This is a genomic window from Nonomuraea sp. NPDC003709 (assembly GCF_040610775.1).
GTDB classification, from domain to species: Bacteria; Actinomycetota; Actinomycetes; order Streptosporangiales; family Streptosporangiaceae; genus Nonomuraea; species Nonomuraea angiospora_A.
Genome location: NZ_JBEXMW010000053.1, coordinates 24303 through 35103, shown reverse-complemented (window position 1 = coordinate 35103; position 10801 = coordinate 24303). Strand labels below are relative to the sequence as shown.

General features: G+C 67.8%; 13 protein-coding genes. 8 read left to right on the top strand and 5 right to left on the bottom strand.

The features are described 5' to 3' along the window. The first annotated feature begins 182 nt into the window (after positions 1–182). The 3 genes from ABZX61_RS63930 to ABZX61_RS63920 are packed head-to-tail and all read left to right on the top strand — an operon-like array spanning position 183 to position 2058. Positions 183–776, top strand: a complete 594-nt coding sequence (locus tag ABZX61_RS63930) for a dihydrofolate reductase family protein (protein ID WP_355212667.1) — start codon at positions 183–185, stop codon at positions 774–776. After that, positions 773–1693 (top strand): NAD(P)-dependent oxidoreductase, encoded by a 921-nt coding sequence (locus ABZX61_RS63925; protein ID WP_355212664.1) that lies wholly within the window; start codon positions 773–775, stop codon positions 1691–1693. The genes ABZX61_RS63930 and ABZX61_RS63925 overlap by 4 nt, the downstream gene beginning before the upstream one ends. A gap of 56 nt (positions 1694–1749) precedes the next feature. Next, entirely contained in the window at positions 1750–2058 is a 309-nt protein-coding gene (locus ABZX61_RS63920) for a putative quinol monooxygenase (RefSeq protein WP_355212661.1), read from the top strand. A 645-nt stretch (positions 2059–2703) separates the two neighbouring features. Here ABZX61_RS63920 and ABZX61_RS63915 read toward each other — a convergent pair. Continuing rightward, the gene (locus ABZX61_RS63915; RefSeq protein WP_355212658.1) at positions 2704–3228 is read right to left on the bottom strand and encodes a hypothetical protein; all 525 of its coding nucleotides are present in this window, start codon (positions 3226–3228) and stop codon (positions 2704–2706) included. Between the two features lie 398 nt (positions 3229–3626). Between ABZX61_RS63915 and ABZX61_RS63910 the strand changes: the two genes are divergently transcribed. After that, positions 3627–3965: a hypothetical protein gene (locus ABZX61_RS63910; RefSeq protein WP_355212655.1), complete on the top strand. Its 339-nt coding sequence runs from the start codon at positions 3627–3629 to the stop codon at positions 3963–3965. Here the strand turns inward: ABZX61_RS63910 and ABZX61_RS63905 are convergent. Together ABZX61_RS63905 and ABZX61_RS63900 are read right to left on the bottom strand one after the other, a co-directional pair. Beyond that, the gene (locus tag ABZX61_RS63905) at positions 3914–4495 is read right to left on the bottom strand and encodes a carbonic anhydrase (RefSeq protein WP_355212652.1); all 582 of its coding nucleotides are present in this window, start codon (positions 4493–4495) and stop codon (positions 3914–3916) included. The two genes, ABZX61_RS63910 and ABZX61_RS63905, sit on opposite strands and share 52 nt — an antisense overlap. A gap of 229 nt (positions 4496–4724) precedes the next feature. After that, the gene (locus tag ABZX61_RS63900) at positions 4725–5390 is read right to left on the bottom strand and encodes an HD domain-containing protein (protein WP_355212649.1); all 666 of its coding nucleotides are present in this window, start codon (positions 5388–5390) and stop codon (positions 4725–4727) included. Positions 5391–5487: 97 nt separating this feature from the next. Here ABZX61_RS63900 and ABZX61_RS63895 point away from each other — a divergent pair, with 97 nt between their 5' ends. Next, positions 5488–6420, top strand: coding sequence for a helix-turn-helix domain-containing protein (locus tag ABZX61_RS63895; protein WP_355212647.1), 933 nt, complete (start codon positions 5488–5490; stop codon positions 6418–6420). Positions 6421–6615: 195 nt separating this feature from the next. Here the strand turns inward: ABZX61_RS63895 and ABZX61_RS63890 are convergent, their stop codons facing one another. Next, entirely contained in the window at positions 6616–7047 is a 432-nt protein-coding gene (locus tag ABZX61_RS63890) for an STAS domain-containing protein (RefSeq protein WP_355212644.1), read from the bottom strand. A gap of 153 nt (positions 7048–7200) precedes the next feature. Here ABZX61_RS63890 and ABZX61_RS63885 point away from each other — a divergent pair, with 153 nt between their 5' ends. The 3 genes from ABZX61_RS63885 to lgt all read left to right on the top strand — a co-directional run bounded on the left by ABZX61_RS63885 (position 7201) and on the right by lgt (position 9568). Continuing rightward, complete coding sequence (locus tag ABZX61_RS63885; RefSeq protein WP_355212670.1) at positions 7201–7527, top strand: helix-turn-helix domain-containing protein; 327 nt, start codon at positions 7201–7203, stop codon at positions 7525–7527. A gap of 234 nt (positions 7528–7761) precedes the next feature. Beyond that, entirely contained in the window at positions 7762–8154 is a 393-nt protein-coding gene (locus tag ABZX61_RS63880) for a hypothetical protein (RefSeq protein ID WP_355212641.1), read from the top strand. Positions 8155–8671: 517 nt separating this feature from the next. After that, the gene (gene lgt / locus ABZX61_RS63875) at positions 8672–9568 is read left to right on the top strand and encodes a prolipoprotein diacylglyceryl transferase (RefSeq protein ID WP_355212638.1); all 897 of its coding nucleotides are present in this window, start codon (positions 8672–8674) and stop codon (positions 9566–9568) included. A 197-nt stretch (positions 9569–9765) separates the two neighbouring features. Here lgt and ABZX61_RS63870 read toward each other — a convergent pair whose 3' ends face one another. Further along, entirely contained in the window at positions 9766–10773 is a 1008-nt protein-coding gene (locus ABZX61_RS63870) for a phosphotransferase (protein WP_355212635.1), read from the bottom strand. Positions 10774–10801 lie beyond the last annotated feature (28 nt).

Here is a 10801-nt window from a genome sequence, read left to right as displayed (position 1 = left end):
GCGCAGGATCAGGGGTGACCAGGGCTCTCCGATGACGTCGAGGGTGCGGGCGATGGAGCAGGCCATGTCGCCGAAGTTGGTGCGTTGCATGGGGTCAGTCTACCCATTGGAGTTCCCTTAAGGAACTTGGCGTGTTACGGTCATAGAGTCTCCTCAAGGAACCCCAGAAAGGAATTGCCACCATGAGCAAGGTCATCGCCGCCCACGCGGTGTCGGTCGACGGCTACATCACCGGCCGCGACCCCGGCGCCGGACGCGGGCTGGGAGACGCAACGATGCTGTTCGACTGGTACTTCAACGGCGACACACCCAGCCAGGTCTTCGACGGGTTCAAACTGAGCGAGCCCAGCGCCCGCGTCTTCGACGCCCTCGCCGCACGCGTGGGCGCGGTCGTCGCGGGGCGCAACACCTATGAGGACTCCGACCATTTCGGAGGCGGCAGCCCACACCCGAAAGCCCGGCTCGTCGTCCTCAGCCACCGGACGGCACCGGAGATGAGCGAACGGCAAACCCTCATCACCACCGGCATCAAAGAAGCGATCACAGCCGCTCGCGAAGCCGCAGGCGGCGGCGACGTCGGCCTCATGGGCGGCGGCGTCACCACCGAGGCTCTGAAAGCGGGGCTCGTCGACGAGGTGATCCTCCACCAGGTACCGATCCTGCTCGGCGGCGGCCGCCCCTTCTTCCAGTCGCTGCCCGAGCACGTAGACCTCCGTCTGCTGGAGGCCGTACCGGCACAGGGCGTCACCCACCTCCACTACGAGGTGGTCCGATGATCCTCGTCACCGGCGGGCTGGGCATGATCGGCGCGCACACCGCCCGCGCGCTCGTCGACCTCGGACACGAGGTCGTCGTCACCGCACACCGCCGGACCGAAGTCCCGTCGTTCCTCGCCGACCGGGTCAGCGTGGAGCATCTCGACGTCACCGACCGGGACGCCTTCCTGGCCCTCGCCGATCGCCACGACATCAGCGACGTCGTCCATCTCGCGGGCAGCATCCCCGGCGAGGACCCGGTCGGCTACTTCCGCACGGACACGATCGGCCTGCTCAACGCGCTGGACGCCGCCCGCACCTGGGGCGTGCGCAGGTTCGCCGTCGCGAGCAGCCTCGGCGTGTACGTCGGCCGGAGCGAGACCCGCTGGCACGAGGAGCTCGCGCTGCCCACCGCGAACCTGCCGCACCTGATCGTCGCCTTCAAGAAGGCCGTCGAGCCGCTCACCACGCACAGCCTCCAGGGCAGCGGAGTCCAGCCGGTCGTGCTCCGCATCGGGAGCATCTGGGGGCCGCTGATGGACCCGGAATCACCGTTCAACCACATCCCGCCGTACATCAGCGCCGTGCTCCGCGGTGAGAAGCCGCAGCCGCTGTACGCCGACGACGGCGGTGACAGTTGCTACGCACCCGACGCCGGGCGCGCGATCGCCCTGCTGACGACCGCGGAAACCCTGCGGCACGACACCTACAACGTCTCCAGTGGCCGACCGTTCACCAACCGCGAGCTTGCGGACGCCGTGCAGGCGATCACTCCCGGCCTGCGGCTCGACCTCCTGCCAGGACGGCAGATCGGCCCCGGCGACAACCCGTACCTCGACACCACCCGGCTCACCCACGACACCGGCTTCGCGCCGGCCTTCGACACCGCCAAGGCGGTCGCCGACTACGTCGCCTGGCGCGCCGAGAACCCCCGCTAGAACCCCCATCCGGATCCGGCCGCAAAGAGCGGCCGGCCCAAGATCAGGAGCATCTGATGTACGGGGCACTCGTCAGGCTCGTCATCAAACCAGGAAAGCGATCGGAGTTTCTGGAGTTTTCGCGCTGGAACACCCAAGTGGTCAGGGAATCCGAGCCGGGCACGCTGCGACTCGACCTGTGGGAAGTCGAGACGGAACCTGACGTGGTGTACGTCTACGAGGTCTACACGGATGAGGCCGCCTTCGAGAGCCACATCAAGAACGGACCGGTGCAGAAGTTCGGTGAGATCATGAATGACCTGGTCGAGGGCTGGACCATGGTCATCCCCTTCGGGCACAGCACCATGTCGAATCTGGACGAGTGACCTGGAGCCGACAAGAGCGAGGCCACGATCCCGGCGACAGACGCAGCTGGCGTCGATCACGTGTCGTTGAACGAGGCAGGCACGTCGGCCAGGCCTGGCGAACGCATCGCCACCGGTGAAGCCTGACGCCAAAGGCACGCAGCCGCTGCTGTTCACGCCGGCACTGACCCTGCAATCACGCAAACTCGCCGTTCCCGGCCAGAACGGCCCTGTTGCGTGCGCCGCCGACTCATGCCGGCGCCGGACCCGCCGCTCACAAGGACCGGCTGCTGCCCCCAGCCGCCTGCCGACACCTGGGCAGCGTTCGCAATGCGCTGGTGAGGCCAAATCCTTCGCTGACAACGCCACTTGCTTCGGCTCAGTCTGTGAGGTGATCCGCGCGAGTGGGCGGAAGAACTGCTGGCTATCCGGGGTTCGAGGTCCCTTCTCACAGGTCTCAGGTACGCAAGGCACGTGGACCGGCCTTCAAGGCGTGTCCCGGTGTTCGGCAAAGCCCACGATGCCGGTAGAGGTCGACATCGGCGGAACCGGCGGATGGTGGACCTGGCCCGGTAAGGCGTGCAGGCCACGGCGACCCGGCCGCCTGATCTCACGATCAAGTGGTCCCTGCGGAGACGTCCGCAGGGACCTATTGATGATCATGTCTTAGGGCTCGACGAGGCCGACCGCGAACGCGTAGTCGTCCAGGGTGAACTGAGTGATGCCCGTGATGCGCAGGGCTTGCACCCGGACGGTGTAGGTGCCCGGGCCCAGGGGAGCAGAGAAGCGCTCGAGGGCGTGCGCCTCCTCGACGCCACCGGGGCTGTCGAACCTGTAGTCCGTGCTCGTGACCGGTTGCAGCTCGGTGGTCGTCCCCACGGAGTTGATCACGACGATACGCACGGAGCACCATGCACTGGCGTCGCCGGCGCAAATGGACTCGGCGGTGAAGCGGGCGTCGACGAATCGCGTCGTCCCTGAGGGTACGGTGACGTTGACAGACGCCGTCGGGATGTTCCCCCAGGCTCCGACCGTCTGGGCGGTCCATGGGCTGCTCTCCCCGGTGTAAGACTGAGCGCTGGTCTGCGTGCCGGTCTGGGAACTGGACACGGCGTCGGCGGCGGTGATCGTCAGCGCGAGAGCGCCGGACAGCGCTGCCGTGGCGAACGCGGCCTTGATGAGTCTGGACAACGGGGTTCCTCTCTGCTTGCGCGAAGCCGTGCGCTCCGCGATGGGTCGTTGCTGGAACCACGCTGACGAGAATTCCGTGGCCGGTGAAGCCCTGGCTGAATCATCCGTACAAGTCCGTACAAGCACCCGCCCGCCCCTGCCCGCTCCGGCTCGCCGCCCGCCCGCTCGCTCAGTTCGGCCAGTCGGCCGTGGGCCCGACGAATCCCGCTCTGCTTCACCAACCGCCTTGTGGACACAAGCCGGGCCCGACCGTGCGCCCCACCGGGTGGCGGAGGCAGGCTGGGATACCGCCACCGACCGGGCGCTCGGCAGCCAGGCCGCCGCCTCGTGCACGCTTTTCTTCCTGCGAGCAGCGGCGCGGCCGCGTTCTGGTCGACGGCGTCCCGGAAAGAACCGCGGTGTTCGTGGCCACCCACATGGTCACCACCAGGGCCGACTCCCAGACCTTCACCGAACGGCTGACGGTCAAGGTCCTGAAGACACCCGGCAGCCCGGCCGGCTCAAGCCTGATCTTCACCCCGAGCTGCGACGCGCCGTGCCGCGCGGGCGGACAGGTCGCCGGCCCGCTGACCACCGGCGGGCAGTTCGACGGCGCGTTCACCTTCACCGATGCCACCGCGACCCAGCCCAAACCCAAGCTCACCATCACCGTCGCCCCGATCATCCCGCCGCACGTGCACTTGGATTACGGAACGTCCCGGACGACCTCTGTCAGCTCGCCGGAATCGATGTCGTAGAAGAGGCCGTGAATCTCAACGTGCTTCGGCGTGCCTGGGCTGTTGCGGATCAGGCTTACGTCGTAGGTGAGTGACTTCTCGAAGTCAGCGATGCAGATGCCGTCCCAGTCGTACGCAGACGAGATATCGGTGTGCTGTTCACGTTCCCAGGCATCGATGATCCCCTCCTCCGTGAATGAGGTACCGCCGCAGAAGGAGTGGTGTACGACGACAACGCGCTCGATTCCGAAGAGGTGCTGGGAGACCGTGATCGAGCGAAGAGCGTCCGCTGCGCGTCCACCCCCGACGATGAGGGGGAACACCGTCGCTGTAGAACCTCTCTTTCTGCCTGCCTCGTCGAGGACAAGGTCACCAGGGTAGACCTCGTCACCGAAGTAATCAGCCACTGCCTGCGCAGCGCCGGCCGCCCGGGGGTCAAAGCAGTAGATGGCGATCGTCCTGACGGGAATCGAACTGGTGACGATCTCCCGGACTGCCGGTTCGCTGTAGCCCGGCTGCCCTCGGAATGTGAATTCGACAAAATCCGACATGCTTAACTCCGATTCTCGCGGTACAGTCCCGGGCTTTTCGCGCAACGCCCGGGACACTCAAAACCAGCACGGCGAGTTCTTGCGGGGCAGTGCCTAATCGCGCGTTCACATCGGCGGAGGTTTGTACGGTCATTGGGGGCCAGCTTCCTGGTGGAGGGGACGGGTCGAAAGACGACCCTGTTCAGCCGACGGAAACGGTCACCATGAGGCCGGTGCCGAGGGCCTCCGCCTACTCCCCCCACGGGCCATTGGCTACGCCACGCTCCATGAAGGTGACTCCATCTGCTTCCCGCTCACGCGCCAGGTGGTAAGCGATCGCGTAAGGGGGCGCGGCGGTCTCGGAGCGGGCTCCGTGGGCGAGGACTTTGTCGGTCAGCTGGCGGACCATCTCGAGCCGTGGGTAGGCGGCATGGATCTGCCCCTGTTCCTTGGCCACGAGGTCGAAATGTTTGCCGAAATCTATCCAGATGCCTTCGTAGGTGAGGTAGGTCAGCAGTCCCATTCGTTCGGGGATCTGCGGAGTGGTGTGAAGAGCGATCGCCTCCCAGACCCGGTCGACGTCCCGGGCGGGAGCGCCGAGGTTGGTCAGCACGATGGCAGCAAGATCGGCGCCTTCCATCTCGAACCGGAGCCGGCCGGGTGCGTCGGGGCCCGTTCCCAGGTCGTGCATCACATGGGCGGCGAAGAGGAGTTCCTCGTCGTAGTCCGCGTCGTTCAGGACGCCTTTGTGGGCGGCGAACAGGCGGGCCCAGTAGAAACCGCGAATGCAGTGGTTGAGCACAGACGGATGCACCGCAGCACGCGCCGCGGCGAGGCTTGCCTCAACCAGCGGCCCGGCAGGAAGAGCGAGTACCTCGTTCTGCAGGCCTTCCGAGAGTGCGGGGATGCCGGTCATGACTCGACACTATGAAACCGGCCCTCCTGCCAAAAGTGGCACGGATGCCAACCAGCGCTACAGTCGTGCCACTATGACAAACAGACACCACGTTGCGGTGCTCGTACTGCCCGGTGTGCTTCCGCTCGAGTTCGGTACCGCGACGCAGATCTTCGCCATGGACCCCCACTATGAGCTGACCGTGTGCGGTGACACCGACACCGGCCTGGTGCCAGGGTTCGGCTTCGCGCTCAACGTCGCGGCCGGCCTCGAGGCGCTGGACGACGCCGCCACTGTGATCATTCCGGGTTACGACCACATTGACGCGACCCTGTCGGCTGAGCTTCTGGCGGCGCTACGAGCAGCTCACGCCCGAGGCGCCCGACTCGTCTCCATCTGCACCGCGGCCTTCGCCCTGGCCGCGGCCGGGTTGCTCGACGGGCGCCGCGCGACCACACACTGGCGGCACGCCGAGCAATTGCGTCAGCGCTACCCACTCGTCGATGTCCTGCCAAATCAGCTCTACGTCGACGACGGCGAGATCCTCACGTCCGCCGGCGTGACCGCGGGAATTGACCTGTGCCTGCACCTGATCCGCACCGACCTGGGCGCCGCAGCAGCGAACACGCACGCACGCGATCTCGTCGCGCCGCCACGGCGACGGGGAGGCCAAGCACAGTTCATCGAACAATTCCGCCCCGAAGCGAGCGGAGATGAACTCGCACCTCTGCGGGAGTGGATGCTTGACAACCTTGCGACGCCCCTGACCGTCGACCACCTCGCCGAACGCGCCCATATGTCGCGGCGGACGCTGATCCGCCGTTTCCGCGAGGAGACCGGCACTCCGCCCATGGCCTGGCTGACCGACGCGCGCATCGACCGGGCACGCGAACTTCTGGAGGCGACCACCGTGCCCATCGAGCAGATCGGCCGCCTGACCGGTCTTGGCGCTCCCGCTTCCTTGCGGGCGGCATTCCATCGGCACCTCGGCACCTCCCCTCAGGAATACCGGATCCTGTTCCGCCACAAGGACGAGATGGCGGACGCATGACCTCGGTACGTCCTTGAATCGCCCGACTCGACAGTTGCCGGCGCGGGACTATGACCTCACGCCGTCCTTGCCCCCGGACCTGTCCGATGCCCGCTGGGCGTAAATCGAGCCGACACCGACCGCTTGGCGAGCCGCACGCATGCAGGCCCCGTGCGCGATCACCGTTGCCGAGCCGCCGATGGCCAGAGCGTCAGGTCATGCCGCGGACCGCGGCATGGGATCGATCAGATCGGCGGCCAGCAGGGCCTGATCGAGCCCGGAATGGGTGTGCAGCAACTGGCCGACGCCCGTGATCTCCAGGATGCGCCTGACCCGTTCGTGCGGGCCGGCCAGGTGCAGGCCGGCGCCATGCTCATTTTGACGGTGGTGCTGCTGGATGAGCAGATGCAGGCCGGAGCTGTCCATGAAACTCACCCCGGACAAATCCAGCACCAGGGCTAGGCCGGCGTCCGGATGCTCACGCTCGATGTAGGTGGTCAGTTGGGCGACGGTGGCGGCATCCACCTCGCCCGCCACCTCGATGAGGGTGCCGCCGATCAGGGCTCGGCTGGTCAGATGTAGCGGGGTCACGTCAGTCATCCGTGCGGTCAGGTCCTCGGCATGGCGGCCGTGCGCCTGCTCAGACATCGCGTATCCGCCTCCTCGATCGGTACGGGGACTTTGGTGGCGCTCTCAACCGTAAACCCTGAAGCAGGTTACATGAAATAGCTTTCACTATAAACTCTGATGCCAGCCACTACCCGACACCGTCCGCCACCACGGACTGAAAGCGTGAGCGCCATGCAGCCCGGTCACGAGACCCCGGCCTGGACCTTTCTGACCCACCACGCCCGCGTGCTGCTGGAGATCGCCCGCAACCCCGAGGTACGGCTGCGGGAGATCGCCTCCTGGATCGGCATCACCGAACGCACCGTACAGAGCATCGTCAACGACCTGCACGACGCCGGATACCTCACCCGCGAACGAGTCGGCCGCCACAACCGCTACACCATCAACACGGACCTGGACTTCCGCTACCCCACGGAGGCCGGCATGCCGGTGCGCCGCCTGATCGCCATGTTCACCGACCGCGACCTGCCCGACGGCCCGCCGTCGCACCAGCCGTAGACCGCTACCTCGCCGGCCCGGCGGCCGATCTGGGTGAGGGACTGTACGCGGGCGCGGCACCACGTTCCTCCCCTTGGCTTCGTCAGGCCGTATCAGGTAACGCGTTCGTCACTATGCGTCCCGCTCATGCTGGTTCGGGAGCACTCTGGAAGCATGTCGAAGACGGCAGCAGGACCCGGACGCGCCCCACGGTCACGGGGCAGGCGGTGGACGGTCATCGCCGCGATCGTCGCGATGACAGCGTTACTGGCCGTGGGGTTGATCGGCTTCTTCGCCGACCCGCTACGCCTCCCGCCGGACGTGCTGGGCGTACTGGATCAGCGGGCCAGCGTGATCAGCATGTTCATCGGCGCGGCCGGACTGGTGGTCGCGGTGGTGGCGCTGCTGCTGCAGCTGCGCGCCGACCGTACCCAGCCGACCGCTGCCGCCGCTGATCCAGCGGATGGCGTGCCCGAGACGCCGCCTGGCATGTCGGCTTCGGGGGAGCGGTCGATCGCCATCGGCGGGGACAATATCGGCGTCGTCTCGACGGGGGATGGCGCGCGCAATGTGCAGATGCGGGCGCAGGCTTCGGGCCAGGGCCGGGTGTACCAGGCCGGCGGTGACCAGACCATCAACGAAGGATGACCGCCACCCCGTCGGCTGACTCCTCCCCAGCCCCGCTCCCGCGTAGCGTCCGTCCGGGGCCAGTGCGATCGCCGTCGGGCCGTGGCCGACCGTGATCTGTTCGGTGTGTACGGGTCGGGCGACGACGGAGACGGAGCTCTGGCGAGCAGCATCGTCGAGCCATCGAAGAACCGCTGTCAGGTAGGGCGATCATCCCGGACTGTGCTGTGTGCGGTCGTGATGTCGGCAGCCGGGCCGCCTTCGGCTACGGAGGCCGCAGTGCGCTGCCGTTTCTCCTCGCGCAGTTGCAGGGCGTGAGTGGCGGCGGCCGTCTTCTCCGCGGCTTCGACGATCAGGGTCCAGGCGACGGTGACCTGCCGCCCGCACCCGCCTTGGGCCGGGGCGGAGGCGGGGGGAGCAGCAACCGAACGGCCAGCGGATGCCGCACCGGTTCGGCTACGCCGCGTCACGTCGCAGATGGCTCGCGATCAGGTCACGAAGGCGGCCAAGGGGCCTCGTGTTGGCTAGCCTCACCGGCATGCCTCTCGCCTCGATTCCCAGCCCTTCCGAAGGGGTCTGGTATCTCGGATTCATCCCGATCCGGGCCTACGCATTGTGCTTCATCATCGCGATCGGCTTCGGCATCTGGCTGAGCGAGCGCCGCTGGCGCGCCCGCGGCGGCGAGAAGGGCACGATCGGCGACCTGGCGGTCCCCGGAGTGATCTTCGGCCTGATCGGGGCTCGCCTCTACCATGTCATCACCGACTGGCAGACCTACTTCGGCCCGCGCGCGATCAAGGAGCCGTACCAGGCGCTGTTCATTTGGGAAGGCGGGCTCAGCATCTGGGGCGCGGTCGCCCTGGGAGGCGTGGGCATGTGGCTGGCCTGCCGCCGCCGGGGGCTGTCCCTGGCGGCCGTGGCCGACACGGTCGCGCCCGGCATCGCGTTCGGGCAGGCGATCGCCCGCTGGGGCAACTGGTTCAACCAGGAGCTGTACGGTAGTCCGACCACGTTGCCGTGGGGCCTGGAGATCGACCAGGCGCACGGCGGCGAGCCAGGCGTGCTCTACCACCCGACGTTCCTGTACGAGTCGCTGTGGGACGCGGCGCTCGGTTTCGGACTGATCCTGGCTGGCAGGCGGTTCACGCTGCACCATGGCCGCCTGTTCGCCCTCTACGTCGCCGGCTACACGTTCGGGCGGTTCTGGATCGAAGGGCTGCGGATCGACCCGGTCGGCGGGGTGGACCACGCGGTGACGCTCCTTGGGCTGCGGATCAACCAGTGGACCTCGATCGTGCTGTTCGTCGGCGCGCTGGTCTATCTCTGGGTGACTCGTAACAAGGACAACGAGGAGATCGTGGTGCCGGCCTCACAAGGCAAGGCCTCGCACGAGGAAAGCGGCGGGCAGGTCTCCGACCCGACCGAGAGCACCTGACGCGACCGACATGCGGCCCGCAGACGCGCGACACGGCGCTGGCCCGGCGCCTGTGGGAGGAGTCCACGCGGCTGACGAACGCGCCGGACCTCGCCGAGCCCTCTCCTTGAAAGGCCGCGGATCTTGAACTCTCTGACCTGCTGAAACAGCGAGGTGCCGGGCTTCGCCGTGAGGCTCGCGCCAGCCGTCATTCCGAGTCACCCGTGCCCGCCGGCGGCCGCGAGTGACCGGAGCTTTCCGCCGTTGGCGTCGAGCCAGCGGGTCGTGTCCTCCAGCTTGCGGATTCGGTCGGCGACCTCGTCGAGTTGCGCCCTCCCGTTCAGCCAGTGGCCCGCCCGCCACAGGGCGCTGCCGACCGCCCGGGCGAGGAGCAGCCGGGGCAGGGCGTCGGCCTCGGCGACGTCCAGCGGGCGGACCGAGGCGTACCCCCGGAGGAAGGCCGTCGTGCGGAGCTGCCAGTCGCGCGTCTCCAGGGCCCCGCTGTTGAACAGCGCCGCCATCACCTCCTGGACCAGGAAGCCGACCCCGGCGAACTCGAAGTCAAGCAGCCCGCTCACCTCCCCGGTGTCCTCGTCGACCAGGGCGTTCGAGGCCGCCAGGTCACCGTGGATGACCTGGGTCGGCAGCGTGCCGCCGCCCACAGGCCACTCCTGCTCGACGCGGCGTGCCACGGCCTCGAGGTGGGCGGCCCGCTCCGCGCTGATCCCGGCGGCGCGCAGCTGACGGCAAAGGGCGCCGACGTGCGGTACGGCGGGGTGCGCCAGAGGATTGCCGCGCCAGTCTCCCAGCCCGTCTTCTGGCGGCATGCCCAGCAACGTCTCGCCGAGCAGCCCGGCCGCCCGGCCGAAGCGCTCGAGTGCCGTCTGGCCCGTGAGGTCGGGTCGCACGCCGGGGATCCACCGGCAGACGGTGGCGGGCCCGGCCGCGGTCTCGATCACGGTGTCCCCGCTGGGCGCGGCGACCGGCTCAGGCACCTGGAAGGGAAGCCCGGCCTGCCGTAGCCACCGCAGGATCCGGTGCTCGGCGCCGACCTGCGCGGCGGACAGGGTCTGGCTGACCCGGAGCACGAATCGGAGGTCCCCTTGGCGGAGCACGAACGTCTGGTTGTTGGTCCCCTGCTCGGCTCGGATGATCGTCGTGTCCGGGGGAAACCCCCACGCGGCCAGCAGCCCGACCAGGAACTCCAGGTCGGCGGGCGCAGTCATGCGCCAATTCTGGCGGCATGCCCAGGCC

Bases quoted from the DNA above. Each gene is read 5' to 3' on its own strand.
- ABZX61_RS63905 (WP_355212652.1), bottom strand. From the start codon at position 4,495: ATGTCGGATTTTGTCGAATTCACATTCCGAGGGCAGCCGGGCTACAGC.
- ABZX61_RS63885 (WP_355212670.1), top strand. From the start codon at position 7,201: ATGCAGCCCGGTCACGAGACCCCGGCCTGGACCTTTCTGACCCACCAC.
- ABZX61_RS63930 (WP_355212667.1), top strand. From the start codon at position 183: ATGAGCAAGGTCATCGCCGCCCACGCGGTGTCGGTCGACGGCTACATC.
- ABZX61_RS63920 (WP_355212661.1), top strand. From the start codon at position 1,750: ATGTACGGGGCACTCGTCAGGCTCGTCATCAAACCAGGAAAGCGATCG.
- ABZX61_RS63890 (WP_355212644.1), bottom strand. From the start codon at position 7,047: ATGTCTGAGCAGGCGCACGGCCGCCATGCCGAGGACCTGACCGCACGG.
- ABZX61_RS63900 (WP_355212649.1), bottom strand. From the start codon at position 5,390: ATGACCGGCATCCCCGCACTCTCGGAAGGCCTGCAGAACGAGGTACTC.
- ABZX61_RS63880 (WP_355212641.1), top strand. From the start codon at position 7,762: ATGACAGCGTTACTGGCCGTGGGGTTGATCGGCTTCTTCGCCGACCCG.
- ABZX61_RS63925 (WP_355212664.1), top strand. From the start codon at position 773: ATGATCCTCGTCACCGGCGGGCTGGGCATGATCGGCGCGCACACCGCC.
- lgt (WP_355212638.1), top strand. From the start codon at position 8,672: ATGCCTCTCGCCTCGATTCCCAGCCCTTCCGAAGGGGTCTGGTATCTC.
- ABZX61_RS63870 (WP_355212635.1), bottom strand. From the start codon at position 10,773: ATGACTGCGCCCGCCGACCTGGAGTTCCTGGTCGGGCTGCTGGCCGCG.